At 69.1% G+C, this 26,100-nt stretch carries 24 protein-coding genes and 1 tRNA gene; 13 read left to right on the plus strand and 12 right to left on the minus strand.

The window, feature by feature from the left end; all coding sequences use genetic code 11:
• Window positions 1-281: 281 nt before the first annotated feature.
• Window positions 282-527 (minus strand): cell division protein CrgA, encoded by a 246-nt coding sequence (locus tag HALOF300_RS00210; RefSeq protein WP_154791983.1) that lies wholly within the window; start codon window positions 525-527, stop codon window positions 282-284.
• 64 nt (window positions 528-591) lie between these two features.
• On the opposite strand from HALOF300_RS00210, the gene HALOF300_RS00215 reads away from it, so the two are divergent.
• The 4 genes from HALOF300_RS00215 to HALOF300_RS00225 are packed head-to-tail and all read left to right on the plus strand — an operon-like array spanning window position 592 to window position 2,943.
• Complete coding sequence (locus HALOF300_RS00215) at window positions 592-1,377, plus strand: DUF881 domain-containing protein (RefSeq protein ID WP_156738644.1); 786 nt, start codon at window positions 592-594, stop codon at window positions 1,375-1,377.
• Entirely contained in the window at window positions 1,374-2,147 is a 774-nt protein-coding gene (locus tag HALOF300_RS00220) for a class E sortase (protein WP_156738645.1), read from the plus strand. Before HALOF300_RS00215 ends, HALOF300_RS00220 begins: the two co-directional genes overlap by 4 nt.
• Window positions 2,147-2,311, plus strand: a complete 165-nt coding sequence (locus HALOF300_RS26820) for a hypothetical protein (RefSeq protein WP_197522187.1) — start codon at window positions 2,147-2,149, stop codon at window positions 2,309-2,311. Before HALOF300_RS00220 ends, HALOF300_RS26820 begins: the two co-directional genes overlap by 1 nt.
• Window positions 2,308-2,943, plus strand: coding sequence for an aminodeoxychorismate/anthranilate synthase component II (locus HALOF300_RS00225; protein ID WP_156738646.1), 636 nt, complete (start codon window positions 2,308-2,310; stop codon window positions 2,941-2,943). The genes HALOF300_RS26820 and HALOF300_RS00225 overlap by 4 nt, the downstream gene beginning before the upstream one ends.
• Window positions 2,944-2,984: 41 nt before the next feature.
• Here the strand turns inward: HALOF300_RS00225 and pknB are convergent, their stop codons facing one another.
• The 7 genes from pknB to HALOF300_RS00260 are packed head-to-tail and all read right to left on the minus strand — an operon-like array spanning window position 2,985 to window position 11,745.
• Entirely contained in the window at window positions 2,985-4,808 is a 1,824-nt protein-coding gene (pknB, locus tag HALOF300_RS00230; RefSeq protein WP_156738647.1) for a Stk1 family PASTA domain-containing Ser/Thr kinase, read from the minus strand.
• A gap of 11 nt (window positions 4,809-4,819) precedes the next feature.
• Window positions 4,820-6,313, minus strand: a complete 1,494-nt coding sequence (locus tag HALOF300_RS00235) for a serine/threonine-protein kinase (RefSeq protein ID WP_156738648.1) — start codon at window positions 6,311-6,313, stop codon at window positions 4,820-4,822.
• Complete coding sequence (locus HALOF300_RS00240) at window positions 6,310-7,770, minus strand: peptidoglycan D,D-transpeptidase FtsI family protein (RefSeq protein ID WP_156738649.1); 1,461 nt, start codon at window positions 7,768-7,770, stop codon at window positions 6,310-6,312. The genes HALOF300_RS00235 and HALOF300_RS00240 overlap by 4 nt, the downstream gene beginning before the upstream one ends.
• On the minus strand, window positions 7,767-9,251 hold the full coding sequence (locus tag HALOF300_RS00245; protein ID WP_156738650.1) for an FtsW/RodA/SpoVE family cell cycle protein: 1,485 nt from the start codon (window positions 9,249-9,251) through the stop codon (window positions 7,767-7,769). Before HALOF300_RS00245 ends, HALOF300_RS00240 begins: the two co-directional genes overlap by 4 nt.
• The gene (locus HALOF300_RS00250; RefSeq protein ID WP_156738651.1) at window positions 9,251-10,537 is read right to left on the minus strand and encodes a PP2C family protein-serine/threonine phosphatase; all 1,287 of its coding nucleotides are present in this window, start codon (window positions 10,535-10,537) and stop codon (window positions 9,251-9,253) included. The genes HALOF300_RS00245 and HALOF300_RS00250 overlap by 1 nt, the downstream gene beginning before the upstream one ends.
• 5 nt (window positions 10,538-10,542) lie before the next feature.
• Window positions 10,543-11,031 carry an FHA domain-containing protein FhaB/FipA gene (locus HALOF300_RS00255; protein ID WP_156738652.1) on the minus strand — a complete coding sequence of 163 codons (489 nt, stop codon included), beginning with the start codon at window positions 11,029-11,031 and terminating at the stop codon, window positions 10,543-10,545.
• Window positions 11,032-11,040: 9 nt separating this feature from the next.
• Window positions 11,041-11,745 carry an FhaA domain-containing protein gene (locus tag HALOF300_RS00260; protein ID WP_156738653.1) on the minus strand — a complete coding sequence of 235 codons (705 nt, stop codon included), beginning with the start codon at window positions 11,743-11,745 and terminating at the stop codon, window positions 11,041-11,043.
• Between the two features lie 255 nt (window positions 11,746-12,000).
• On the opposite strand from HALOF300_RS00260, the gene HALOF300_RS00265 reads away from it, so the two are divergent.
• Window positions 12,001-12,084, plus strand: a tRNA-Leu gene (locus HALOF300_RS00265).
• A 160-nt stretch (window positions 12,085-12,244) separates the two neighbouring features.
• Here the strand turns inward: HALOF300_RS00265 and HALOF300_RS00270 are convergent.
• Entirely contained in the window at window positions 12,245-12,877 is a 633-nt protein-coding gene (locus HALOF300_RS00270; protein ID WP_156738654.1) for a TetR/AcrR family transcriptional regulator, read from the minus strand.
• A gap of 124 nt (window positions 12,878-13,001) precedes the next feature.
• On the opposite strand from HALOF300_RS00270, the gene HALOF300_RS00275 reads away from it, so the two are divergent.
• The 8 genes from HALOF300_RS00275 (at window position 13,002) to HALOF300_RS00310 (ending at window position 22,236) form a co-directional block, all read left to right on the plus strand.
• The gene (locus tag HALOF300_RS00275) at window positions 13,002-13,964 is read left to right on the plus strand and encodes a CPBP family intramembrane glutamic endopeptidase (protein ID WP_156738655.1); all 963 of its coding nucleotides are present in this window, start codon (window positions 13,002-13,004) and stop codon (window positions 13,962-13,964) included.
• Window positions 13,965-14,284: 320 nt separating this feature from the next.
• Window positions 14,285-15,268: an ABC transporter permease gene (locus tag HALOF300_RS00280; RefSeq protein WP_231954933.1), complete on the plus strand. Its 984-nt coding sequence runs from the start codon at window positions 14,285-14,287 to the stop codon at window positions 15,266-15,268.
• Window positions 15,265-16,215, plus strand: coding sequence for a carbohydrate ABC transporter permease (locus HALOF300_RS00285; RefSeq protein WP_156738656.1), 951 nt, complete (start codon window positions 15,265-15,267; stop codon window positions 16,213-16,215). The genes HALOF300_RS00280 and HALOF300_RS00285 overlap by 4 nt, the downstream gene beginning before the upstream one ends.
• 60 nt (window positions 16,216-16,275) lie before the next feature.
• Window positions 16,276-17,901: an extracellular solute-binding protein gene (locus HALOF300_RS00290; protein WP_156738657.1), complete on the plus strand. Its 1,626-nt coding sequence runs from the start codon at window positions 16,276-16,278 to the stop codon at window positions 17,899-17,901.
• Window positions 17,902-18,122: 221 nt separating this feature from the next.
• Window positions 18,123-19,406, plus strand: a complete 1,284-nt coding sequence (locus tag HALOF300_RS00295) for a sulfatase family protein (RefSeq protein ID WP_156738658.1) — start codon at window positions 18,123-18,125, stop codon at window positions 19,404-19,406.
• A 70-nt stretch (window positions 19,407-19,476) separates the two neighbouring features.
• Window positions 19,477-20,487, plus strand: coding sequence for a Gfo/Idh/MocA family protein (locus HALOF300_RS00300; RefSeq protein ID WP_156738659.1), 1,011 nt, complete (start codon window positions 19,477-19,479; stop codon window positions 20,485-20,487).
• 109 nt (window positions 20,488-20,596) lie between these two features.
• A complete protein-coding gene (locus tag HALOF300_RS00305) occupies window positions 20,597-21,799 on the plus strand; it encodes an ROK family protein (RefSeq protein WP_197522188.1) in 1,203 nt (400 codons plus the stop codon).
• Between the two features lie 101 nt (window positions 21,800-21,900).
• A complete protein-coding gene (locus HALOF300_RS00310; RefSeq protein ID WP_156738661.1) occupies window positions 21,901-22,236 on the plus strand; it encodes a YciI family protein in 336 nt (111 codons plus the stop codon).
• 4 nt (window positions 22,237-22,240) lie between these two features.
• Here HALOF300_RS00310 and HALOF300_RS00315 read toward each other — a convergent pair whose 3' ends face one another.
• From HALOF300_RS00315 to HALOF300_RS00325, 3 genes are all read right to left on the minus strand, one after another.
• Window positions 22,241-22,801, minus strand: coding sequence for an AAA family ATPase (locus HALOF300_RS00315; RefSeq protein ID WP_156738662.1), 561 nt, complete (start codon window positions 22,799-22,801; stop codon window positions 22,241-22,243).
• Window positions 22,802-22,946: 145 nt separating this feature from the next.
• The gene (locus HALOF300_RS00320; RefSeq protein WP_156738663.1) at window positions 22,947-25,316 is read right to left on the minus strand and encodes an Ig-like domain-containing protein; all 2,370 of its coding nucleotides are present in this window, start codon (window positions 25,314-25,316) and stop codon (window positions 22,947-22,949) included.
• Between the two features lie 221 nt (window positions 25,317-25,537).
• Window positions 25,538-26,083 (minus strand): TetR/AcrR family transcriptional regulator, encoded by a 546-nt coding sequence (locus HALOF300_RS00325; RefSeq protein WP_156738664.1) that lies wholly within the window; start codon window positions 26,081-26,083, stop codon window positions 25,538-25,540.
• Between the last annotated feature and the right edge of the window lie 17 nt (window positions 26,084-26,100).

The following is a 26,100-nucleotide window of genomic DNA, read 5'->3' on the forward strand; positions in this document are numbered from 1 at the left end:
CGGGGGCAGGGCTCTGGGGCTACGGTGCGTTGGGGCCGGCCAGCCGACCTTCGACGACCGTCGAACGCCTGTCCACAGGGTTGTTCACACCTGTGGAACTACATGCCTGTAGTTCTCCACAGCCGACTCCACAGGTGTGGAAATCACACGGGTGTAGTTCTCCACAGGTGTGCACAGACCTGGGGACGGACCGCGGAGTCCACAGGCCGCGAGAACGGCGAAGGGCCGCGTCATCCGGGTGGATGAAGCGGCCCCTCGGGGGAGCTGTGCGGAGTGCCGGCTCAGCGCCAGCGCATCGTCATGACGAAGCCGACCATCATGACCGCGAAGCCGATGCCGAGGTTCCAGGCTCCGATGCCAGGAACCGGGCCGGCCGACTCCATCAGGTAGGTGACGACGACGTACACGAGGCCGACGATCAGCAGGGTCACCATCGTGGGTGCCCACCAGCGCGGGTTCGGCTTGACCGCGCTCGACGCCGGCGGCGGGGTGTAGGCCGGCTTCTTGCGGGACCTGGACTCGGGCATGGTGACTCCTCAGGTGGTGAACTGCCCCCAATCCTAATGGGGAGGGCAACCTACACTGGGACACATGAGGACTCCCGCGCTGCCGTCGCGGCCGCCGCGCGTGCGTGGGCGGTCGATCGGCGTCGCGCTGGTAGGGGTCCTCGCCGGCCTGATGTTCGCCACCAGCGCCTCGGTGTTCGCCGAGGACACAGAGCGCCAGCCACAGAACCTCCCGGAACTGGTCGAGGCCGAGGAGGCCCGACTGCAGGAGACGAACGCCGAGGTGTCGCAGTTGCGGGCGGAGGTCGACGCGCTGCTGGGCGAGCAGTCGGCGGAGGTGCCGGAGGCAGCCGCGAGCGACGCCTTGGCGCTCGCGGCGGGGCGGTTGGCCGTCACCGGGCCGGGGGTGGAGGTCTCCCTCTGGGACTCACCGCTCGTCCAGGACGTCCCGGAGGGGTTCAGCCCCGATGACCTCGTGGTGCACCAGCAGGACCTGGAGGCCGTGATCAACGCGCTCTGGGCGGGCGGCGCCGAGGCGATGACGGTGCAGGGGCACCGGGTCACCGCCACCACTTTGATCCGGTGCGTGGGGAACGTCCTGCTGCTGGACGGCGACACCTACTCCCCGCCGTACCGGATCGCCGCGATCGGGGACGCTGACGCCCTCGAGGACGCCCTCGACGACTCCTCCGCGGTCCGGATCTACCGCCAGTACGTGGACGCCGTCGGGCTGGGGTTCTCCGTGACCACCGAGGATGAGATCGAGGCACCCGGGGACGACGGCAATCTGAGCACCAGGTATGCCAGGATCCCCGGTGGGGACCCGATCACGCTCGAGGGGCCCACCTCCGATCCGAACGGACCACAGTGACCAACGCAGCGCCGCCGTCGACCGCGGCGGTGGACAAGGTCGAGCAGCCGGCCGCGCGTCGCCGGCGCCCCTCGATCGGTTCCCGCATCCTCGGCGGTGTCGGGGAGCTCCTGATCACGGCCGGGGTCCTGCTCGGGCTGTTCGTCGTGTGGCAGCTGTGGTGGACCGACGTCGAGGGCGAGCAGCAGGCGGCCAGCGCCGTCGCCGAGCTCGAGGAGACGCTCCCGCCGGTGCCCCAGGTCGCAGGCACGCCGCGCACGGACTCTCCTCCGCTCGAAGCGGCCGCCGCCGAAGGTGAGGTGTTCGCGACGTTGTTCGTGCCGGACTGGGGTCTCGACTACGCCCAGCCGGTTGCCGAGGGTGTCGATCGCCCCACCGTGCTGGACGCCGGCCGGGTGGGTCACTACTCGGAGACCGCGCAGGCCGGTCAGATCGGCAACTTCTCCGTTGCCGGGCACCGACAGACCTACGGCAAGCCGTTCTATTCGATCGACACCCTTGAGGCCGGCGATCAGATCATCGTGCGGACCGCGCAGGCCTGGTACGTCTACGCCGTCACGACCAGCGACATCGTCCGGCCCGAGCAGGTCGAGGTGATCGCACCGGTCCCCGGGGATCCGGCGGCGGTCGCCACCGACGCGATGCTCACCCTGACCACCTGCCACCCGTTGTGGTCGACCCGGGAGCGGTACATCGTCCACGCGCAACTGGATCACTGGATCCCGCTCACCGACGGCATGCCCGCCGCCCTGCTACCGGAAGGGTCCTGATGTACGGCTGGATCTTCACCCACCTGCCCGGCCCAGCGTGGGCGCGCGTCGTCCAGTCCACGGTTCTCGTCGTGGCCGTCGTGGCCGCGCTGTTCCTGTGGGTCTTCCCCGCCGTGGCCCCGTACATGCCGTTCAACGACCAGACCGTGGGAGAGGGCCGATGAGCCGCATCCTCGTCATCGACAACTACGACAGCTTCGTCTACACGATCGTCGGCTATCTGCAGCAGCTCGGTGCGCAGACCACCGTCGTGCGCAACGACGACGAGTCCCTCAGCGGGGCTGACCCGCTCGCCGGCTACGACGGCGTGCTCGTCTCGCCCGGACCTGGCACCCCGAAGGAAGCCGGCGAGAGCATGGCGGTCATCGAGCGGTGCGCGGCCGAGGAGGTTCCGATGCTCGGCGTGTGCCTCGGCCATCAAGCACTCGGCGAGGTGTTCGGCGGGGTGGTCAACCACTCACCGGAACTCATGCACGGCAAGACCTCCGAGGTGGAGCACGACGGGACGGGTGTCTTCGATTCCCTGCCGTCCCCGTTCACCGCGACCCGCTACCACTCCCTCGCGGTCCAGGCGGACACCGTGCCCGCCGACCTCCGGGTCACCGGGCACACCGCCAATGGCATCGTGATGGGGCTGGTGCACCGCACCCTGCCCCTGCACGGGGTGCAGTTCCACCCGGAGTCCGTGCTGACCGAGGGTGGGCACCGGCTCCTGGCGAACTGGCTCGCGCTCGCGGGCGACGGCGAGGCGGTCGCCCTCAGCGCGGGCCTGGCCCCGCTGGTCACGCAGCACTGAGCCCGCGCCCGCCCCGAGCCCGCGCCGCGGAGCCCGCCGTACTACGGGTTGGCGGGCGGCTCCTCGGTCGGCTCTTCGCCATCAGCCGGAGTGGTCGGCTCCGTCGTCGGGTCCGTCGTGGGCGGGTCCGTCGTCGGCTCCTGGGTCGGCTCCGGGATCGAGACGATGAGCTCCACGACGGTGCCCTGCGGCACCGAACCCTCCCGGTCCTGGTTGAGGACCACGCCGACCGGGCCCGGATCCTCCTGGTTGGTGACCCGCGAGCTCAGGCCGAGTTCGGTGATGGTGTTCTGCGCCGCCTCGAGCTCCTGGCCCACGAGCGAGGGCAGGTCCACGTTGCCGGTGGCGAGGACGATCGTGATCGCATCCTCCGGATTCGCCATGGTGGCGGCCTCGGGATCGGTGCGGATCGCCTCGTCGGCGCCGAAGTCGGGACTGTTCTCGGTGGTGGTTCGGATGTTCGCGCCGCTGAAGCCGGCGTCGATGAGTTCCTGGCGGGCCCGGTCCTGGCTGAGCCCGGACACATCCGGGATCTCGATCTCCCCGGGGCCGGATGAGAACACGACGGTGACGTCGCTGCCCTCGTCGACCGCGGTCCCCGTGGTCGGCGTCCAGGAGACTGCCTCACCCTCGGGGATCTCCGGGTCCGTGACCGGGTCGCCGATCACGAGCTGCAGGCCCGGACCGTCCTCGGAGGCAACGGTCTCCGCGAGCTCGGTACGCGCCTGGTCCTGCGTCATCGAGGTCAGGTCCGGGACCTGCACCGTGGTCGGCACGGTCGGTTCCTCGGGACGGTTCAGGGCGAGCAGGATGATGCCGATGATGGCGGCGACACCCACGATCGAGAGGATCCAGATCAGCGTCTTGTTGTTCTTGGGCTTGTCGTCCGGCTCCTCCTCCGGCTCGGCCACCGGCACGGGATCGGCGATCGCCGCGGCACCGAGGACCTGCGTGGCACCCGCCGCCGCGATCGGCACCGCGCCGAGCGGCGGCGCGCTGATGGCCTCCTGACGGGCGGCGGCCTCGAGGTCGGCCCGGAACTGTGCGGCGGTCGAGTAGCGCTGCTCCCGGTCCTTGGTGAGCGCCAGCATGGTGATCCGGTCGAGCGACTCGGGCACGTCCGGCGCGAACGTGCTCGGCGTCGGGGGCTCCTCGCTGACGTGCTGGTAGGCGACCGCCACGGCGGAGTCACCGATGAACGGCGGCCTGCCGGTGAGGAGCTCGAACAGGAGGCACCCGGTCGAGTACAGGTCCGAGCGGGCGTCCACGACCTCGCCGCGGGCCTGCTCCGGGGACAGGTACTGCGCGGTGCCCACGACGGCGTGGGTCTGGGTCATCGTGGCAGCCGAGTCGGCCATGGCGCGGGCGATGCCGAAGTCCATCACCTTCACGGCGCCGGTCGGCGTCAGCATCACGTTCGCGGGCTTGATGTCGCGGTGCACGATGCCGGCATGGTGGGAGTACTCGAGCGCGGCGAGCACGCCCTGGGTGATCTCGATCGCCTCGTCGATGGGCAGCGCGGCACCGTCGCGCAGGAGGTCGCGGACCGTGTGGCCCTCGACGTACTCCATCACGATGAACGGGATCCGCACCTCCGCGCCGTCGATCCCGGTGCTGAGGTCCTCACCCGTGTCGTAGACGGAGACGATCGCCGGGTGGTTGAGCGAGGCGGCGGCCTGGGCCTCACGGCGGAACCGGGCGTGGAAACTGGGGTCGCGGGCGAGGTCCGGTCGGAGCATCTTGATCGCGACCGAGCGCCCGAGGCGGTTGTCCCGCCCGATGTGCACCTCGGCCATGCCGCCGCGACCGATCAGCTCGCCGACCTCGTAGCGACCGGCCAGCACTCGGGGAACGTCGTCTACCACTTAGCGTTCCTTCACTCTCTGGTCTGGGATGGTCGATGCAATGCGGCCGCGAGCAGGGGCGACGCGATCGCCATGGACGCGTCAGCCTCCCATAGCCTACCGAGCCACAGCGCCACCACGGTCAGCACCGCAGCCATGGCCACGATTCCGGCGGCCCACCACCATCCGGAGCGGACCCAGGCGATGAAGCCACCCGCGGCGTGTGCCGCGCCCAGGCGCTCGCGGTGGACGCCGATTGCGAGGCGGTTCGCGGCGGTCTGCCGGGTGCGGAGCGTGCGCCGGGTCGGCACCGAGCCGGCGACGGCGGCCGGTCCGGTTGCGGAGATCGCCGGCAGCGGGGAGGGGGGCGTGGTGGGTGCGGCCGGGTCGACCTGGGACAGGGGCCGCCACCGCGGCCGCGTCGGCGGCTCGTCGGTGTCGTCGCCGTCCCAGTTCTCCTCGGTGTCGTCGTCGTCCCGATCCTCGTGGGTCTCGTCGTTGTGGTCCGTCCGGGCGGTGTTGTCGTGGTCGGCGTGATCGTCGCCGTCAGCGTCGGCGGCTCCGCCCGCCTCGGCGGGTGCGGCGTCGGACCGGGGCTCCTCGGCGAACCAGACCTGGGTGAGCGCACCGGACCGGGGCGAGGAGTCGCCGTCGGGCTCGGTGATCAACGCGGCCGGCCGCTCGGCGACCGGTTCGATGATGACGTCCAGGTGGCCGGCGAGCTCTTCGAGCGAGCGGGCCAGCGAGGCTGCGCTGCGGGGCCGTCGCTCGGGGTCCTTCTCGAGCATCGCCATGACGACGTCGCGCACGCGGGCGTCGACGGTGTCCGGCAGCGCCGGTACCGGCTGGTTCACGTGCGCGAACGCGATGTCCACCTGCGAGCCACCGGTGAACGGGCGCTTTCCGACGAGCGCCTCGTAGGCGACCACGCCGAGCGCATAGATGTCGCCGGCACCGGTGGCGGCACGGCCCATCGCCTGCTCCGGGGGCAGGTACTGGGCGGTGCCCATCACCATCCCGGCCGCGGTCATCGGGGCCTGGTTCGACCCGAGCGAGATCCCGAAGTCCGTGATCTTCACGTACCCGTCGGGTGTGATCAGTATGTTGGACGGCTTCACGTCCCGGTGCACCACGCCGGCCATGTGGGCGGTGTGCAGCGCCCGCGCGGTCTGGGCCAGGACCGGTAGCAGCTGGGCCGGCTCAAGGGTGCGCTCGCGCTCCAACAGGTCCGCGAGCGGCTCGCCCTGCACGAGTTCCATGATCAGGTAGCCGGAGCCGTTCTGCTCCCCGTAGTCGTACATGGCGGCGATGTTCTGGTGCGACAAGGCCGCCGAGTTCCGGGCCTCGGCACGCAGGCGGTCCAGGAACGTCTTCTCCCCGGCGAACTCGGCCCGCAGGACCTTCGCGGCCACGCGGCGGCGCAGGTGCCGGTCGAGCGCGACCCACACCTCGCCCATGCCGCCGATGGCGATCCGGGACTCCAGTTCGTACCGGTCGCCGAGCACCAGGCCGGCCGTGGGGATCATTCCGCCAGCACCGCCTGGATGACGGCGCGCGCGATCGGCGCCGCCACCTGCGCCCCGGTGGCCTCGTCACCGAGCTGGCCGCCGTCCTCGACCACGACGGCCACGGCGACCTCGGGTGCGTCCGCCGGCGCGAACGACGTGAACCACGCGTCCGGGGCGACGTCGTCGGCCAATCCGGTCTCGGCGGTTCCGGTCTTGCCGGCCACCTGCACGCCGGAGATCTGCGCCGGGTGCCCGGTGCCGTTCTCGACGACGTTGACCATCATGTCCGTCATCTGCGCGGCGGTCGTGGCGGACATCGGAGTGGCCCACTCCCGCGGCGAGGCGCTGTAGGTCAGCTGCAGGTTGGGCCCGCGCTCGGCGGCCACCAGGTACGGCTCCATGATCACGCCGCCGTTCGCGACAGCGGCGGAGACCATGGCCATCTGCAGCGGGGTGACCCGGGTGTCGAACTGGCCGATCGCCGTCATCGCGGTCTGCGCCGGGTCCAGGTCCTCACCGACGGTCGACGGCGTGACGTTCAGCGGGACCTCGAGGTCACGTCGGAACCCGAACGCCTCCGCCTGGGCGGTGAGTGCGTCCGCGCCGAACTCCACCCCGAGGGACGCGAACGGGGTGTTGCAGGAGACCTGAAGCGCGTAGGTGAGCGTGACCGTGTCCTCGGCCGTGCACGGTCCGCCGCCGGGGTTGCGGATGTAGGTGTCCTGCGTGCCGGGCAGCAGGAACTCCGCCGGTGCCGGCACCTGCGAGTCGGGCGTGTACTCGCCGGACTCGAGGGCCATCGCCACGTCGATGAGCTTGAAGGTGGACCCGGGGGGATACAGGTTTCCCCCGATGGTCCGGTTGAAGAGTGGGTCCGACGGATCTGCGAGGAGCGCCTGGTACGCCGCGGTCACCTCGGCCGAGGTGTGCCCGGCGAGGACGTTCGGGTCGAAGGTCGGCTTGGACACCATGGCCAGGATCGCACCCGTGTTCGGGTCGAGCGCCACGATCGCACCGTTGTTGTCACCCAGGGCGTCCCACGCCGCCTGCTGCACCACCGGGTCGATCGTCAGCTCCACCGTGCCGCCCTGCTGCTCGGCACCGGTGAACAGGGCCCGGATCCGGGCCAGCAGCAGCGAGTCGTCGGTGCCGTTCAGGACAGTGTTCGCGGCCTGTTCGATGCCGCTCAGGCTGTACATGCCGTAGTAGCCGGTCACCGGCGCGTACAGCGGTCCGTTCGCGTAGGTTCGCTGGAACCCGAAGGCGTCGTCGACCGGCACCGAGTATGCGACGGACGTGCCGTCGACCACGATCGGGCCGCGGTCGTGCCCGTAGTCGCGATAGAGGGTGCGTACGTTGCGGGCGTCGTTGTTCAGCGAGTTCGCCTGGAAGAACTGGACCCAGGTCGCGCCGCCCATGAGCGCGAAGAACATGACCACGATCACGATGCTGAGCTTGCGCAGGGGTGAGTTCATGGTCGTTCCACCACCTCGGTGTGCTGATCGTCGGAGGCGAACTCGCCGGTCTCGCCCGGGTCCTGTTCCGCCCCCGGGGGTTCGGAGCCTGCGGGCACGACCTCGAGGGAGGTCTCGGTCGAGACCAGACCGCCGCCGCCCTCGCCGGCGGGACGACGGGCGCCGTCGGACATCCGCAGCAGCAGAGCCACGACGATCCAGTTCGCCACCAGTGACGAGCCACCGCTGGCCAGGAACGGCATGGTCAGCCCGGTCAGCGGGATCAGCCGGGTCACGCCGCCCACCACGACGAAGCACTGCAGGGCCACCACGAAGGACAGACCGGAGGCGAGCAGCTTGCCGAACCCGTCGCGCAGGCCGATGCCCGTCCGGATGCCGCGCTCGATCAGGATCAGGTACAGCATCAGGATCGCCATCACGCCGGTCAGGCCGAGTTCCTCGCCGAGCGAGGCCATGATGAAGTCGGAGTTCGCGTACGGCACCAGGTCCGGATAACCCTCGCCCCAGCCGGTCCCGAACAACCCGCCGCTGGCCATCCCGAACAGGCCGCGGACGACTTGCCCCGAGCCGCCGGGGTCCCGGTTGTAGATCTCCGGGTCGAGGGCGTTCAGCCACACGTCCACGCGTGCCCCGACGTGCCCGAAGATGTTGGCCGCGAGCACGGCGCCGGCCGCGAACATGAGCAACCCGATCAGGATCCAGCTCCACCGCTCGGTGGCCACGTACAGCATCGCGACGAACAGCCCGAAGAACAGCAGCGAACTGCCGAGGTCCGTCTGGCGGACCAGCACCAGGATGCTGACCGCCCACGCGAGCACGATCGGCCCGAAGTCACGCAGCCGCGGCAGCTGCAGCCCGAGGACCTTCGGCCCGGCCAGGGTGAGCACGTCCCGGTGGGTGACCAGGTAGCCGGCGAAGAACACCGCGAGCGCGATCTTCGCGAACTCGGCCGGCTGCACCGAGAACGGCCCGACCCGGACCCAGACCTGGGCACCGTTGATGTTCACCCCGAGGCCCGGGAGCATCGGCAGCACCAGCAGGACCAGACCGACGACCATCGCGGTGTAGGTGTAGCGGCGCAGGGTGCGGTGATCGCGCAGCAGGATCAGGACGGCGGCCGCACAGACCGCGCCGATGATCGTCCAGAGTTCCTGGCGGTCGCCGAAGCCGGCGGTCAGGCCGCGGGCGTCCAGGCGCAGGTCGATCCGGTGGATCATCGCAAGCCCGATGCCGTTCAGGGCCATCACGATCGGCAGGATGAGGGGATCCGCGTAGGGGGCGCGCCAGCGCAGGATCAGGTGGAGCCCGACGGCGATGGCGGCGAGCGTTGCCGCGTAGCCCCCGAAGCCGGCTGGCAGGGCGCCGCCGGTGGCCAGGCCGACCAGTGCGTAGCCGCCGATGCCGAGCGTCAGGGCGAGGAGCAGCAGCGCGATCTCCACGCCGCGCCCGGTGCGGACCCTGCTCGGGGCGACGGTCGCCATCAGGGTTCCTCGGTCGTCTGTGCCCGGAGGTCCTCGACGATCGTCTCGGCGTCGGCCAGGGAGGTCGCCGCGATCACATCCTCGACCCGGGTCCGGGCGAACGCGGGCAGGTCGTCCAGAGCGATCGTCGTGGTCTCGTGCACGTGGGACAGTTCGAGCGGGCCGAGGGACTGCGGGATGCCCTGGTAGATCGCGACCCGATCGGCGTTCGGCGCCACGAAGTACTGGGTCTGCGCCCAGCGGTAGCCGAGGGTGAGCGCACCTGCGACCAGGGCGAGCGCGACCAGGACCCAGATGCCAACCCGAAGGGCGCGCCGCCGCGGCGGCTCGAGGGCGAGTACGGCCTCTTCGGCCGCACGTTCGTCGTCGTCGGCGTCCTCGTCGAGGTAGCGCTCGCCGTCCGCCGGGGAGTCGGGGCCGTTGCTCACCCGGGCGGGCCGCCCGGTGGAGCGGGTGAGCGCGGCGGCCCGGGCTGCCGCGCTGTCGCCGCCGCGGGTCGGCTTGGACCGGTCGACGGCGGCCGCCCCCACGATCATCGGGGCGTTCTCGGGCAGTTCGTCCGTCTCGACGACGTCGGCCAACACGATCGTGATGTTGTCCTGGCCGCCGGCACGCAGGGCCAGGTCGATCAGGGCGTCGGCGCACTCGCCGAGGTTCGTGATGGACCGCACGGTCTCGGCGATCGTCTCGGCCGAGACGTAGGAGGAGAGGCCGTCGGAGCAGAGTAGCCAGCGGTCCCCGGCGCGGGCCTCCCGCACGGACTCGTCCAGCTCCGGCTCGGCGGCGTCGTCACCCAGGACGCGCAGCAGCACCGACCGGTGCGGGTGCTGCTCCGCCTCCTCCGGGGTGAGCTGTCCGAGGTCCACCAGGTGCTGCACGAACGTGTGGTCGGCGGTGACCTGGACGAGTTCGTCGTCGCGCAGCAGGTAGGCGCGCGAGTCGCCGACGTGCACCATGCCGAGCTTGCGCCCGGAGCGCAGCAGGGCGATCACGGTGGTGCCAAGACCCGCGAGCTCCGGCTTGGCGTCGGAGTACTCGACGAGGTCGGTGTGCGCGGCGCTGACCGCCCGCCGCAACTGGTCCACCAGGTCGTCCCCGCCGTGGGCCTCCCCGTCCAGCGGCGCCAGGTGTGCCACGGCCACGGAGGAGGCGATGTCACCGCCCGCCGGTCCGCCCATGCCGTCGGCGAGCACCAGCAGGTGCGGGCCGGCGTATCCCGAGTCCTGGTTCACGGAGCGGACCAGACCCACATCGGAGCGGGCGACGTATCTGAGGGTGAGGGTCACGTGGCCTACCGGTGCAGTTCGATGACGGTCTGGCCGATCCGGATCGGGGTTCCGATCGTCACCGGTGTCGGACCGTGGACGCGGTGCGCGCCGAGGTACGTGCCGTTTCGGGACTCGAGGTCCTCGACGAACCACTGACCGTCCTCGGGGAAGATCCGGGCGTGCCGGTTCGAGGCGTAGTCGTCGTCGAGGACGAGGGTGGACGACGGCGCGCGGCCGATCAGGACCGACGACTGGCCGAGCTTGAGGGTCGTGCCGCGCAGCGGCCCCGCGGTCACGCGGATGGTCGACGGAGCCCCACGAGAGGCGCGCGAGGAGCGTTGGTTCGCTCCGCCGTCGGGCACCGGCCGGCGTGAGCCGGTCAGCACCGAGCCACGCGCGATCACGCGGGTCCCGAAGATGTCTCGACGCAGCACGGACACCGCGGAGAGCACGAGCAGCCAGAGCACCACCAGGTAGCCCACCCGCAACAGGGTGACGATCAGTTCGCTCACGAGGGGCCCTCAGCGGCCGTCGCCGTCGTCGGCGCCGGTCCAGAAGAGGATGCGGGTCCGTCCGATGGTGAGGGTGTTGCCGTCGACGAGCGTGGCCGCCGCGACCTGGTGCCCCTCGACGAACGTGCCGTTGGTGGAGCCGAGGTCGGTCGCGATCACGCCGTCCGAGGTGATCCGGATCTCCAGGTGCCGCCGCGAGACGCCGGAGTCGTCGACGATGATGTCTGCCTCGGAGCCACGGCCGATCACTGTCACTGGGCCGGTGAGGAGGTAGCGTTGGCCATCGATGTCCACGATCGGGTGGCGTGTGGTGGCGGTCGAGGTGGCCGGCGCGACGGCGCCCCGCCGGGAGCTGGAGCGGACCTTGAAGCGGCCCGGCTCGAGGTCCTCGGACTGGTCGAACTCGACCTCCACCGGTCCCACGAACACGTAGTTCTGGCTCGTTGCGTGATCCGTGGCGGCGGCGATCATCTCGTCCGCCATCGCCTCCTCGCCCCAGTCCAGGACCTGGTCGTAGTCCTTCGGCGAGAGTTCCACCACGAATGTGTTGGGGACCACGGTGCGGCCGCGGGACAGCGCGGCGGTGCGATCGTCCATGTCCCGGCGGATGGCGCTGGCGATCTCCACCGGCTTCAGCTCGGACCGGAACGCCTTCGCGAACGCGTTGTTGACGACTCGTTCGACACCCTTCTCGAAACGGTCCAGCACTCCCATGGCGCACCTCCTCCCTAGTGTCGGTGGGCCGGCGGCCCACTGTGTGGTTGCTCACTGGCACCCGCTGCGCACCTCCGGCGGGCACGCGGCGAATGCAGGCGAACGCCCACTCGTTACACCAGATCGTAAACGTCGCAGGGCCATGGCGGGGTGAGGCAGGCCCGGACGGCGCCCACGCATGGCCGAAAGGGTGCGTGCGCCGTGATAATCTACGGAACGCTGATCGAGGTGGCGTGCCACTGAGTGATGCGGCGCGCGCGAGTGGCGGAATAGGCAGACGCGCACGGTTCAGGTCCGTGTGCCCGAAAGGGCGTGGGGGTTCAACTCCCCCCTCGCGCACAAGCAGAGACCGGCGGGACTCCAACGGGAAGTAGGGGTCCCGCCGGTCATTTTTCTCGGTCCATCCGTCGTCCTGCCACCCTCTCAGGCACGGACTGACGGCAATCTGCACAGGTGCGCCAGCGCAGCAGCGGAGCCGGGCACCAGCACCGTGCGACCACTAGCGCTGTGGGTCTGCTGAGCGAGCCGGCGCGCCGCTGAGGACGTCGTCCGCCGCTGCGTACAGCACTTCCAGCTCGGTTGCGAGCGTCGAGTCCTCGGATGGCAGCGCGCGTGCGACCGCGAGCCCATTGACGAGGGTGAGCAACACCCTCGCCCGCCGGGCATCGTCTCCTGGCGCCAGCGCTCCCTCGCGCCGGAGGATTCCCAGGCAGTACTCGATCCGGCGACGGAGTTCCCGCTCGATGGCGATGTACTCGGCACCGGCCGCCGCAGACGAGTCGTCGGCCGCGTAACGGTCCATTGTTCGGCGCCAGGCTTCGCGGGGCTCGAGGTCGACGCCGACCGGGTTGAGGATGCGTTGCAAGCACCCGACGAGCCGGTCCCTGGCCGGTATCGACTCGTCGTGGATGCTGTCCTCGGGGAGCACCAGGTCATAGATCAGTACCATCACCTCCTCCATCAGGGCACGCTTGGTGGGGAAGTGATGCTGCAGCGAGCCGGCGCTCACCCCAGCGCGCGCCGCGACCGCCCGCACGCTCAGCATCGCACCGGGAGCCTCGCCGAGCATCGTCGCTGCGGCCCACAGGATCTTGTCCCGGCTGCCGATGCCTTCTGGTGGCTGCAACTCCACGTCGACCTCCGTTACGCCGTATTGGTCACCATGCTACGGTCAGCGAGAGCAATACACCGTATTGGTCGAGCAGTCCGGCACTCCGGCAACTGACGCACCTATGCACCGAACGGAAGGGAACGACATGTCGACAACGCCCTCCTCGCCCTGGCTGGTCACCACCCCACAGGACGACAGGAACTCGCCCTCGGTCTCGGCTGGGGTGGAGTATCACCGGGTCTTGGCCGGCGAGGACCGACGCATCCTCCGAGGTCTCCTTGCGATCTTCCTCGTCGCCGTGGGCCTGGTCGTCTTCTCCCTCGGCACCGGCGCGCTCGCGACACTCGTCGACACCCGTTTGGGCAACGATCCGCAGGCCTACACCCCGGCGCGCCACGCGGCCAGCATGATCGGCCTCGGCCTCCTCCTGCCCTGGAGCATGCTTCTGCAGCGATGGCTCTACGGAGTGCCCGGGGCGTCCCTGCACTCCGTGTCCTCGCGGTTCCGCTTCGATCTCTTCGGCAAGGCGCTGCTTGTCTTCGGACCCGCCTGGCTCGTCGTGAACACCGTCGCCTTCTTCCTCCCCGCCGAGGAGGTGCCCTGGTCGCAGGCCGAGCTCGTGGCGATGTTTCTGCTCACCATCCTGCTCACGCCGCTACAGACCACCGGGGAGGAATACGGGGTCCGCGGGCTGGCCTTCCGCGTCATCGGGAGCTGGACCCGGAACGCCCGCGCCGGGCTCGTCGCCGGCATCGTCGTCACCAGCGTTCTGTTCACCCTCATGCACGGCTCAACGGACCCCTACATCATCACGTGGTACCTGACGTTGTTCACCTGCCTGGCCATCATCACGTGGCGCACCGGTGGCCTGGAGATAGCGGTCGTGCTGCACGCGATCCTCAACACCAGCAGTTTCCTCGCGGCCATCCTGCTGCGCATCGACTTCGGTGCCGCGCTCGGGGACCGGTCCGCCGGGGTCGGCTCGCCCTCCCAACTGCTGCCGGCCCTCGCAGTCCTCATCATCACCGTCATCATCTGCTGGTGGACGCGAAGGACGGGGCCGGTCCTGACCCCGGCGTCGGGGAGCCGCGTGTCGCAGCACCCGTGACCCTGCGTGGGGTCCACAAGGTCAACCCGCAGGAATGCTCGCGAGTCCCTCCGAGTGCCGGGCCCACCCACTGATCCAAACCGACTTGGAGCGCTTCGTCGTCCTCATTGGTATTAATCGTACGCCCTTGACAAACCTCTCCTCTCACTGCGACTCTCGGCCGGTCAGTCACAACCGAAGGAGCTGAGGGTGACCGAAAGAAGGACAGGGACGTTCTACGGTCGGCAGTTGCTCGTGTCGAGTGGGTCGATCTCCATCGCAGGTGCGGCCCGCGGCCGAGGTGGCAGGTCGGCCGGGGATTCCAACGAGATCGTGCCCTCGTGACGGCGACCATCGAACGCCCTGGAAAGACCACGCCGAAGTCGACCCGTGGGAACTCGCAGCAGCGCCGTCGCACGCCGTGGTGGCGTCGGGTCGTGCGGGACCGCACGGTGCTGCTGCTGGCGTTGCCTGGGATCGCGGTCATCGTCGTCTTCCAGTACGTCGCCCTCGGCGGCAACGTCATCGCGTTCCAGGACTTCCAGCCCTACCTCGGCATCGGCCGCTCGCTGTGGGTGGGCTTCGAGAACTTCTCAGTCCTCTTCAACGGGGATCCCGAGTTCCTGCAGGCACTGCGGAACACGCTCTTGATCACCGCCCTGCAGACGGTCTTCGTGTTTCCCGCACCGATCGTTCTCGCGCTGCTGCTCAACAGCCTGGTCTCGAACAGGGTGAAGCAGGCCGTGCAGTCCGTGCTGTACCTGCCGCACTTCCTCTCCTGGGTCATCGTGGTGGCGATCTTCCAGCAGATGCTCGGCGGCGCCGGCCTGCTCAACAACTGGATCCGGTCGCGTGGCCTGGAGACCATCGACATCATCGGGAACCCCGACACCTTCTACGCACTCATCACCTCCCAGGTCATCTGGAAAGACACGGGCTGGGCGACGATCCTGTTCCTCGCGGTGCTCTCGCAGATCGACCGTTCGCTCTATGAGGCGTCTGCGATGGACGGCGCCACTCGCATGCGCCAGATCTGGCATGTGACGCTGCCGGGGATGCGGCCGATCATCATCCTGCTGTTCATTCTCAAGCTTGGCGACTCGCTGTCGGTCGGCTTCGAGCAACTCGTCCTGCAGCAACAGGCGGTCGGACTGGGTGTCGCGCAGGTGCTCGACACCTACGTGTACAACAACGGCATCCTCGGCGGCGCCTGGGGCGTCTCCGCCGCCGTCGGACTCGTGAAGGGCCTGGTGGGTCTCGTGCTCGTGCTGGTGGCGAACAAGGTCGCCCACATCTTCGGCGAGGAAGGGGTGTATCGGGCATGACCGCGACTCAGACCGGCTCGGCCGATGCCCGGCGCGACCGGGCGCCCCGTCGACGTCGCCGAGGTGCTCTCATCGACGGGGTCCCGCGTCCCGGGCCTGTCGAGAACGTCATCAAGGCGATCGTGCTCGGCGTCGCCTGCCTGCTGGTGCTGCTGCCGTTCCTTGGCATCATCTCGACATCGCTGGCGACCCCCGCGCAGGTCATTCAGGCCGGCGGTTTCGTGCTGATCCCCGAGGGCATCGACCTCACCGCCTACCGCTCGGTCTTTGCCGGCGGCGCGGTCACACGGGCCCTGCTCGTCAGCGTGTTCGTGACAGGGGTGGGCACGCTCATCAGCCTCACGCTGACCGCAATGCTCGGGTGGGCGCTCAGTCGACGCGGCAGCATCGGCAACCGGCAGCTGCTGGTTCTGGTCCTGGTGAGCCTGCTGTTCAGCCCCGGCATCATTCCCAGTTACCTGGTCGTCCAACAGTTCGGTCTGCTCGACAGCCTGTGGGCACTGATCATCCCGACGGCGGTCTCGGCCTTCAATGTCATCGTGGTACGGGCCTTCTTCGTGGGGCTGCCGCAGGAGGTCATGGACAGCGCGCGCATCGACGGTGCTGGCGAGTGGCAGACCTTCCGCTACATGGGGCTGCCGCTGGCCAGGCCCGTGCTGGCGGTCGTCGGGCTCTTCTATGGCGTGGGCTATTGGAACGCGTTCTTCAATGCCCTGCTCTACATCTCCGACGCTTCGAAGTGGCCGCTGCAGCTGGTACTGCGCACCTACGTGGTGGACGGCTACCAGATCGGTGCACAGGACCTCGGCACGGAGGCGGCGCTGCCGCCGCAGACGTCGCTGCAGATGGCGATCCTCGTCATCTCGATCATCCCGATCCTGATCGTCTACCCCTTCCTCCAGCGACATTTCGCCAAGGGAATGCTCACCGGCGCCGTCAAGGGCTGACCGGGCACCCGAATACCCCACCGGCCGCTCGGCGGCCACGACTCGACGAGGAGCAATCGTATGTCTCACCCCCAGATCGCCCGACGGCGTCTGCTGCAAGGCTCACTTGGCATCGGCGCCCTAGCCGCACTCGGGCTGGCCGGCTGCAGTAACGAAGGCCGGGGCGACACCGGCTCGCAGGTGGAGAACGACGCCGTCGAACTGCCTACCTACATCCCGTACACGGGGTTCGTGCCCGACCTCCAGGGCGAGAACGGTGTCAGCGACACCGTGCTGCGGTACCCGGAGAATCCCACCGCGGTGACGACCGGACCACCCGGCGACGGAGCGGATGTCGCAATCTTCGCCCTGACCAACGCGCCGGCATCGCCGCCACTGGGCCAGAACGCGTTCTGGCAGGAACTGAACGACCGTCTCGGGTTCGGCCTGTCGGTCGCGCTGGTGCCGAGCGGCGACTTCACCGAACGGTTTCAGACGACGGTCGCAGGCGACCAGCTACCCGACCTGTTCACTTACTTCCCCTCCGGGGTCCCTGGGCTGCCTTCGTTGCTGCGTGAGCGGGCAGCCGATCTCACCGATCTGCTCAGCGGCGATGCCATCGAGAACTACCCCTTCCTCGCCAACATCCCCACCGAGAGCTGGCGCTCTGCCGTATACGAGGGCCGCATCTACGGTGTCCCGATCGCACGTGGTGCCCAGAGCAGCCCGGCGCTCTACCGGCGCGACGATGTGCTCAGCGAGCTAGGCATCGAGGGCGACGTGGACAGCTGGGATGACCTGCTGGCGATCTTCCAGGAACTGACCGGCGGCAACGCCTGGGCACTGTCGAACGTCCCCATGCAGCTCATCCGCCAGGCTCACGGAATCGCGAACACCTGGGAGCTCGGTGATGACGGCACGCTCGTGAGCGCAAACGAGGACGAGCGGCAGCTGGATGCGCTGGCGGAGGGCCGTCGGCTGGTGGCCGACGGTCTGGTGCACCCGGACACCACCACGTCCGACAACCAGCAACGTCAGGCCTGGGTCGTCGGTGGCACGACTCGGTTCTTCGAGGGCACGTTCGCCGCCTGGCCGAACCTGGCCAACCTGCCGACCGCGGGCGACATGCGGCTGGGTGTTGTGGTGCCACCGGCGATCGAGGGTGGCGGTGCCGCGCCCATCTGGCTCGGACCGGCGACGCACAACCTGACCGGCGTCAGCGTTGACTCGGCAGATCGAGCGGCCGCGCTGCTCGACGTCCTCAACTACCTGGCAGCACCATTCGGCAGTGCGGAGCACATCTTCAAGAACTACGGCCTCGAGGGCGTGCACCACACGCTCATCGACGGCGACCCTGTACTGAACGACAAGGGCCAGAGCGAAACGCAACTCGGCCTCAAGTACGTCGGTGAGGGGCCGTGGGTGAACTACGTGCCGGGCAAGCCCGACGTAGCGCAGGCTCAGTTCGACGCACAGTCGGCCGTGGTCCCGACGGCAATCCCCAACCCCGCGTCGACGTTGTTCAGCGAGACCCAGTCCCGCAAGGGGTCCCAGATCGGCAGCGCCATCGGCAGCATGGAGACCGACATCCTGCAGGGCCGTGAGCCGGTCTCCGCGTGGACCGAAGCGGTCGAGCGATGGAAGCGCGACGGCGGCGACCAGATCCGCGACGAACTCACCGAAGCCTACGAACAGAGCGAAGGCTGAGCACGACTCTCCGCACGTGAGCAGGCCGTGGCAACGAACGCGAAGCCGACGGTCCAGAGCCGACCCGTTGATGCCACCTGTCCCCGATCTGACCAACGACCGCAACCCGGGCCGTCACCGACGGAGCCCGACAAGGAGTTCGACATGACGAGACACCTGACCATGCCGCATACCTGTCAGCACCCTCCAGTTCTGACCGCGCGGGTGCGGTGACCGCCCGGATGCGCCGACCGAACGTCGTCGTCGTGCACTGGCATGACCTGGGGACGCACCTGCGGGCCTACGGATACGACGTGAACGTGCCGCACGCCGACACGCTCGCGGAGCAATCGACCGTGTTCGAGCGGTGCTTCAGCACCAGCCCTCTGTGCAGCCCGGCACGCGGGGCGCTGTGGACCGGCCGCTACCCGCACAGCAACGGACTGCAAGGGCTGACGCACCGCGGCTGGGAGTACGGCGAGGACGAGCGGACGCTGCCGATGCACCTCGGCGACGCCGGGTACCGGACGGTGCTCGTCGGCCTCCAGCACGAGTCGCGCGACCGCGGCCGTCTGGGCTTCGACGAGCACCCGATCTGCGCGAGCAACCATGCTGGCGACGTCGCCGAGGCCGCCGGCCGGTGGCTCGACGAACGAGAGGACGAAGGTGATCCGTTCCTGCTGGTCTGCGGCATGCTCGAGGTGCACCGGGACTGGCCGGCCGAGCGGTATCCCCCCGACCCGCCCCACGCCGTCGACGTCCCCGAGTACCTGCCCGACAACGAGCACACCCGCGAGGACATCGCCGCATTCGGCGGTGCGATCGCCGTCGCGGACCGAGGGCTCGGGATCATCCTGGACGCCCTTCGGCGCAACGGGCTCGACGAGGACACGATCGTCGTCTTCACCACCGATCACGGCGCACCGTTCCCCCGCGCGAAGAGCACGCTGTACGACCCGGGCGTACACGTGGCGCTCATGGTGCGGATGCCGCCGCGGCTCGGCCACGCGGGGCCGCGACGAGAGCCGGGACTGGTGAGCCACGTCGACCTGGTGCCGACCCTGCTCGATCTGCTGGGTGTCGTGGTACCGGACGACGTGCAGGGCGTCAGTTTCGCGGCGACCCTGCGCGAGGGTGCTCCACCGACGCGTCGCGAGGTGTTCCTCGAGAAGACCTACCACGCCGGCTACGACCCGATCCGGGCCATCCGGACCGACTCCCACAAGTACATCCACAACTACGAGCCGCGCCCACTCCTCGACCTGCCTCCCGACCTCGAGGCCTCGACCACACGCCGGGGTATGGGCGACGCGCACCTGACTCCACGCCCGCAGGAGGAGTTGTACGACCTCGTGGTCGACCCAGGGGAAACGACCAATCTCGTCAACGACCCCTGCTCGGCCGAGATGGCTGGCGACCTGCGCGAGCGGCTGGACGCGTTCATGATCGCGACGGACGACGCCCTGCTCCACGGTCCCGTGCCGGTGCCAGTCAGCGCGACCCCCGCACTCGTAGCCGACCGATGAACACGAACTCCCCGCGTCTCGGCGCAGGCGGCGCGACGACTCCTCGTCGTCGTCGTGATGAGGTGGGGCCATGACGACGGAGCGGCGCAGGCGGGTTGGGCTCGTGGGGTGTGGCGAGGTCGCCGGCTACGGACATCTCCCGGCCCTCCTGAGGGCGGAGCGGCTCGAGCTGGTCGGCGTGTGCGACCTATCGACCGATCGACTCGCGGCGGCGCCGGCACCGGCGGGGGTGGCGCGCTGCACCTCCCTGGACGAGATGCCCGACCTCGACGCGCTGGTCATCACCTCACCCGCCGGGGCACACGCGCAGAACGTGCGGTGGGCGGCCCGGCGCGGTGTCCCGGTGCTGTGCGAAAAGCCGATCGCTGTGGACGAGGCGACATCGGTTGCGATGGTGGAGCAGATGGAAGCAGCAAGCATCCCGCTGTGGGTCGCCTTCAACTATCGATTCTCGCCAGTGGCGCAGCGGATCCACGACCTCGTGGCGACCGGCGCGGTGGGCGAGGTGCGCGCCCTGCGGATGGTCTTCCTGTGGGACCTCCATGGTGCGTTCCAGGACCGAGTGGCCCAGAAGGGCGTGAACCAGCGGCGGGTCGGACGGATGCTCGAGGGCGGCCCGCTCGTGGACTGCGGCGTGCACCAGATCGACCTCGCGCGCTGGTGGCTCGGCAGCGACCTGCAGGTCGACCACGCGACCGGCGTCTGGTTCGACGAGATCGACGGAGTGGACGCGCCCGAGCACGTGACGACGCACCTGTCGGGTGGCGGTGCCCGTGTCCTGGTCGACGTCAGCTTCGCCTACGGTCACCGTTCACCTTCGAGGCTCCCGACCTTCACCTACGAGGTCATCGGGACCGACGGCGTCATCCGTTACCGACGCGAGGAGCGTGACTTCGTGCTCATCGACAGCGACGGCTTGCACGACCTCGGCTGGGCGCACGAGAAGTCGTTCGAGGGGATGTACGCCGACCTGGCCGCGGCGCTCCACGGTGAGGAGCATGCGCTCCCGACCGGGCGGGACGGACTCGCGGCGACACGGCTCGCGCTCGAGGCAACGGCCAGGGCGGTCGCTGCGCGATGAGGGCACAGCACCCGTCAGCGGGACCGCCCTGGCCGAAGGGACGCAGTTCACCGAGTACATCGTCGCGACCTGCCCTCGTCAGCGACAGGGCCTGGCCTATTCTGGAACGGTGGCTCCTGGCATAGAGCGCACCGGACTCATGGTGCGTCAGCGCAACGTGACTGCGTCCGCGATCATGCGCACGCTCGTGCGCGACGGACCGCTGGGGCGCAAGGACCTGTCGTCCGCCATCGGCGTCAGTTTCACAACGATCACGAAGACCGTGACGGAGCTGCTCGCGCTCGGTGCGCTCACGGAGTCGGCGCCGCCGGCACCCCGCGGAGCCGGCCGTCCGGTCACCCCACTCGACGTTCCGTCCGCACAACGACTGGTCCTGGGTGGACATCTGCACCCGGAGAGCACCTCCTGCGGTGCCTACACGCTGCGCGGCGACCTCGTCACATGGCGATCGGCCGGTGCCAGCGGCGGGACTCAGCGCGAGCGTATCGAGGAGGCCGCCGAACTTGTCGACGCCATCGTGACGGAGGTTGGCACGGCCGCCGTCATCGGCATCGGGATGACGACGCCGTGGGCCGAGCTCCATCACCGCCAACCGCCACCGCTCGTGGCCGACGTCGACTCCGATGCGCTCCGCGCGGGTCTGCGTGAGCGTCTTCCTCACCCGGTGCGGGTCGAGCCGAACGTCCGGGCGCAGGCGCTGGAGCACTACTGGTGGGGTGGCGGCGGCGACGATGTCCTCACGGTTCTGGTCGGACGGTCCGTCGGAGTGGCCCAGATGCGGGGCGGCGACCTCGTGTGGGACGGCCCAGGTGCCGGAGGCCTCGTCTCGCACATCGTGGTCCCAGGCTCCACGTACCCGTGCGACTGCGGCCAGGTCGGGTGTGTCAAAGCAACCTGCACGGATGACGCCCTTCTTCGGCGTGCCGTCGAGGCAGGACTGCTGCCCCCGGGCTCGTTGCAGCGCGACCTCTATCCGGACGATGACATCGAGGGCTTGCGCGAGCTTCGCCAGCATCGGGCCGAGGAACTTGGCCGGGTGATTCCGCTCATCATGAGCCTTGTTGCGCCAGGGGAGACGACTGTGCGCGGCCAGGTGGGTACACCTGACGAGATCTCCACATGCATCGACATGATTCGAGAGCGATACCGCGAACTGGTCGGGCGCGACGCCAAGGTTCGCTACTACGACCATCGGCGTCCGGATTATTGGCCGCACGCATCAGCGGCGCTCGCCTTGGATCAGTACCTCGCATCGCCGCTGTGGCACGAGGGCGACAGAGCGCTACGGCAGTCGCCCGTCTCGATCGCCTGAGACCCGGAGTCTGTCCACCTACCTAGACTCCCGACTCGCACCGCTCCCGCAACCAGCCGATCTGTGGATCCGTCCGTGCGCGGAGGGCTAGCGTGCCGGGTATGGGCAAGTACTTGGCGATATTCAACGGTGCGGCAACGCGCGAAGCACGCGAGAAGATCACCCCCGAGGAGAGCGACGCCTTCCTGGCGCGCTGGGGCGCCTGGGCGAGTGGACTCGGCGCGGCCCTGCTCGACCCAGGCGCGCCGCTGTACCGAAAGGTCCGTCTCACGGTGGACGCAGCCGAGCCGTTCGAGGACTCGAGGACGGCCTACGCGATCATCGACGCGGCGTCACACGACCAAGCCGTCGAGATGTTCGCCAGCCATCCGCACCTCGGCCTCGCGCCGGGCAACTCGATCGAGGTCATCGAGTGCCCCGAGCCACCCACCGAGTAGCGATTCAGGCAGGCGGTGGCCGAAGGATGAAGCGTTGACTGTCGATAGCGCTGGCGACGGACCGCACGCTGGCCTCCAGGTCTTCATGGCTTGTGTCCAGCACATGGGTTTCCAGCTCGCCGAGGTCTGCGAATTGGTCCCACATCTCCAGGACGGGGCCCCGCTGGGTCAGGGCGGTGGGTGCTGTTCGCCCCTGCGCACGTCTGAGCGTGACCTCGCGGCCTGGTCGCAGCACCACGTAGTGCAAGGGCTGGCCGGGATGACACCGAGCTTGGTCGTAGTAGTGGTTGAGCATCCACGGTCCGACGACTCCGTCGACGATCGTGGTGAAGCCGCCGAGTGCGTAGGTGTATGCGGCGCCAGCCACGACGCGGACCACGACACGGTTCTGCCCGTCTGCTGCAGGCTCATAGGGCGCGATCGCACCCGAGACGATGTAGTGCCAGAAGTCGTCTGTATGCAGGTGCACCGCCTTGCCGTGGTGCCGCGCCAGCGCTCGCGCGATCGTCGACTTTCCCGCTCCCGGTGGGCCACTGAGGATCACGACGCCCGTCGTAGAAGTCACATGTCCAGCATCGCAGGCAGGACAGCCTCCTTTTCGTGAACGCCGCGTGGACCTGGCTTGCCGCTGGTCCCTGGCCAGGGGTTCCGCGGGGATTGCTCCGGCCTCGTTGATGTCGAGGCATCACCTGAGTCGAGGTCCTGGCGGCTCAGTTGCTCAACCTGACGTTGTGGAACGTGGCCGTGGCGTAGTTGGCGATCGCGTTGTCCTGCTGATTGGCATCGATCACCATGCCCACGTAGATCCGGCCCCGCATCGGGATCCGTTCGTAGCCGATCCGGGTCCACTGCAGCGAGTCCGGGCTCAGATGGGCTTCGAACTCCGTGCCGCGCTTGACCAGACGGATCCACTGGGGCTCGACGTCCAGCACTTCGTCCTCCTCGTAGGGGTGGGAGCCGAGGCTGGGCCCGGGACCGTGGGACTGGATCCGGGTGACGTGTCCCTTGAGTCCGTCGCGAGCGACCTGAAGGCCGCCGGCGAAGTAGCGCGAGTTCTCATCGAGCGACTCGCGGAAGATGAAGCCTGCGAAGACGCCGTCCCAGGGACGGCTGACCGAGTCGATCCGTCCCATGATCTCGACAGTGTCGTCGCTGCCCGCCGCGATCTCCTGGTACAGGAACTGGAAGGCGTCGGTGCGGCCGCGCACCTTGCCCGATCCCGTGATCGTGAGGTCGCCGGAGGTGGGGTCCTGGCACGCCGAGCCGGCCAGCGGCACGGCTCCGATGTCCTTGGAGATCCATGGGTTCGTCCCGGACGTGAGATTGACGTGGATCGGCACCGCGGTCGAGTGGACCTTGACGCCCCGGCTGTCGACCACCCGCGCCGACAGGTACCAGGTGCCGACCGGGGCGTCCCAGGTCACCCGAAAGGGAGACCTCAGCGCTTCGCCGATCTTGACCTCGTTGGAGTAGAACTCCACGGCGCTGATCGTCGCGCCCTGCACGCCGGTCGCCTCGGCGGTCACCGTGACCGACTGGGTGGCGCGACCGGCCGACGCGACGAAGTCGTACACGGGATTGGTGACAGCCACCGACGGGTAGTCATCGACCGCGCTGGTGATCGAGTTCAGGTACCGCTCGAGGTTGCTGTAGCCGTCGCGGCCGATCGCGGGACCGTCTGCCGGGTCGTCGGGGTCGAGCCCGTCCGCGGTCTCCCAGTCGTCGGGGATGCCGTCCCGGTCGCTGTCGACCGGTGGGTCGCCGCCGTCCAGCACCGGATAGCCGCCGACCTCGTTCTGTGAGTTGATCAGCCGGCCGGTACCCGTGCGGACCTCGTTCAGGAGACGGGCGTCGACGGCGTCGTAGTAGGGCAGGTTCGCTCCGACGCCGGCGAGCACGGCCTCGTAGGCGTCCTCGGCCGAGAGCGTCTCCGAGAGCGGGTAGGAGATCGTCGCGGGGGAGTCCAGCAGGTTGATCCCACCGCCCGGCACGTTGACGACGCCGGTCGTCTGCGGGGTCAGCGACGGGTCGGCCGCCTGTCCCACGATCTGGTAGGAGATGCCGAGGGTGTTGTCATCGGTGACGTCGGGGTGACCCTCGACCGCGTTGCCCGTCACGTACCAGTTGCCGCCCCGGTACGGCTCGATGATGTGCCGCTCGACCCCGCCCAGGGTGTCGGGACCCGGCTTGTAGTAGTTCCCGACGACGTTGATCCCCTCACACCACTCGGCTCCGTAGAGCGAGGTGAAGCCGTGGTTGTAGACCACGTTGTTGCGGTGGTCGACCCGCATCTCCATGTCCTCGGTGAAGCTGAAGCGGGGATTACGGCCGCCCTGATGGACGAGGAGGTTGTGGTGGTAGGTGACGTTCTGGCCGCCCCAGAGCCCGCCGTACCCGTGCAACCCCTTGAGGTGCGCGGACATCGCCAGTCCCTCGTGGATGATGCAGTTGCTGACGGTGACGTCGTAGTTGCCGTACAACGACAGGCACTCGTCGATGCCCCACCCGATCGAGCAGTGATCCACCACGATGTTGCGGTGCCCGCGCCCGTTGAAGGTGTCGATGCCGCCGGGGTTGGCGCCGTCGCCGGCGCGCACGCGCAGGTGTCGCACGATGACGTTGTCGGCATCGATCTGGAACTCGTTGCCGATGATCGCGATCCCACCGCCCGGTGCCGACTGCCCGGCGATCGTGGTGTTGTCACCGGTCACGGTCAGCCCGGACTCCAGCGAGATCGTGCCGCCGACGCGGAACACGATCGTGCGGTTGCCTGCCGAGAGCGCCTCGCGCAGGCTGCCCTCGCCCGAGTCCTCGAGAGAGGTCACGGCGACGACCTCATGGCCACGACCGCCGGTGGTGAACTTGCCGGCTCCCTCGCAGCCAGGGAACGCGGGCACCGTGTTGCCCACGACGGCGTCGGGTTGCGGCGGCATCGCCGGCCGCGGTCCGGGCGGTGGGGTGGCGGCAGCGGCGCGTAGCGCGCGCAGACCGATGAGTGCGCTGCCCGTGAGTGCGGCGCCTCCGAGAACGAAGTGACGGCGGTTCAGACCGTCCTGGGCTTGATCGGATCGTGCGGACATTCGTCCTCCTGTGCGCGGCATCGCGCGGGTGACTTTGCTCTGGCCGACGACGGCGCACCGGTCGGGCACCCATCGCCTTTCGGTCTTCGGTGCATAAAAAGTTAAGGCCGCATGGTTATGAAAGCAACGGGTCGCCCCGATCCTCCCAGAGTGTGGGACGGCGCCCACGAAGGGCCGCGACGTCCGTGATGGAGACGGCCGCCACGCCGGGAGGCCCGGAGTCAGGCGATACGTGCCGCCACCGCAGTGATCGCGGTGCGGAGCTCGGCAGCCGTCGGGACGCCGGCGGGGTCGACGAGCCACTGCGCGGCCAATCCGCCGATGAGCGCGTGGAACAGACCACCGACGCCGTGGGCATCGACGCCGACGAGCGTGGCCAGGGCCTCGCGTGCCTGCTCGTTCGCGTCGGCGAAAGCAGCCCGGAGGTCGGGCTGGTGCTCCAGTGAGCCGAGGAGTTCGAACTGGACCGCCCAGAGTCTGCCGTTCGACGCGAACGACGCCATGATGTGCTGCCAGGTCTGCTCGAAGCGCTCGGCCGGGGCCGTCTCGTCGGCTGCGGCCAGCGCGGCAGCCAGGTCGTCGCTCCACTCCTCGACGGCCTGACGTAGGGCAACGGTGAGCAACTGATCCTTCGACCCGAAGTGGTAGCCGATCGCCGCGAGGCTCACGCCTGCTGCCGAGGCGACATCGCGGGCGGTCGTGCGGGCGTAGCCCTTCTCGAAGAGCGAGCCCTTCGCTGCGGCCAGGAGGTCCTCGCGGTTGCCCATGGCGACATCCTATGACA

Source organism: Occultella aeris, assembly GCF_902703175.1.
GTDB classification, from domain to species: domain Bacteria; phylum Actinomycetota; class Actinomycetes; order Actinomycetales; family Beutenbergiaceae; genus Occultella; species Occultella aeris.

Coding starts and splice junctions, on each gene's coding strand:
- HALOF300_RS00210 (WP_154791983.1), bottom strand. CDS start 527: ATGCCCGAGTCCAGGTCCCGCAAGAAGCCGGCCTACACCCCGCCGCCG.
- HALOF300_RS00215 (WP_156738644.1), top strand. CDS start 592: ATGAGGACTCCCGCGCTGCCGTCGCGGCCGCCGCGCGTGCGTGGGCGG.
- HALOF300_RS26820 (WP_197522187.1), top strand. CDS start 2,147: ATGTACGGCTGGATCTTCACCCACCTGCCCGGCCCAGCGTGGGCGCGC.
- HALOF300_RS00225 (WP_156738646.1), top strand. CDS start 2,308: ATGAGCCGCATCCTCGTCATCGACAACTACGACAGCTTCGTCTACACG.
- HALOF300_RS00235 (WP_156738648.1), bottom strand. CDS start 6,313: ATGATCCCCACGGCCGGCCTGGTGCTCGGCGACCGGTACGAACTGGAG.
- HALOF300_RS00240 (WP_156738649.1), bottom strand. CDS start 7,770: ATGAACTCACCCCTGCGCAAGCTCAGCATCGTGATCGTGGTCATGTTC.
- HALOF300_RS00245 (WP_156738650.1), bottom strand. CDS start 9,251: ATGGCGACCGTCGCCCCGAGCAGGGTCCGCACCGGGCGCGGCGTGGAG.
- HALOF300_RS00260 (WP_156738653.1), bottom strand. CDS start 11,745: ATGGGAGTGCTGGACCGTTTCGAGAAGGGTGTCGAACGAGTCGTCAAC.
- HALOF300_RS00275 (WP_156738655.1), top strand. CDS start 13,002: ATGTCGACAACGCCCTCCTCGCCCTGGCTGGTCACCACCCCACAGGAC.
- HALOF300_RS00285 (WP_156738656.1), top strand. CDS start 15,265: ATGACCGCGACTCAGACCGGCTCGGCCGATGCCCGGCGCGACCGGGCG.
- HALOF300_RS00290 (WP_156738657.1), top strand. CDS start 16,276: ATGTCTCACCCCCAGATCGCCCGACGGCGTCTGCTGCAAGGCTCACTT.
- HALOF300_RS00295 (WP_156738658.1), top strand. CDS start 18,123: ATGCGCCGACCGAACGTCGTCGTCGTGCACTGGCATGACCTGGGGACG.
- HALOF300_RS00300 (WP_156738659.1), top strand. CDS start 19,477: ATGACGACGGAGCGGCGCAGGCGGGTTGGGCTCGTGGGGTGTGGCGAG.
- HALOF300_RS00310 (WP_156738661.1), top strand. CDS start 21,901: ATGGGCAAGTACTTGGCGATATTCAACGGTGCGGCAACGCGCGAAGCA.
- HALOF300_RS00320 (WP_156738663.1), bottom strand. CDS start 25,316: ATGTCCGCACGATCCGATCAAGCCCAGGACGGTCTGAACCGCCGTCAC.
- HALOF300_RS00325 (WP_156738664.1), bottom strand. CDS start 26,083: ATGGGCAACCGCGAGGACCTCCTGGCCGCAGCGAAGGGCTCGCTCTTC.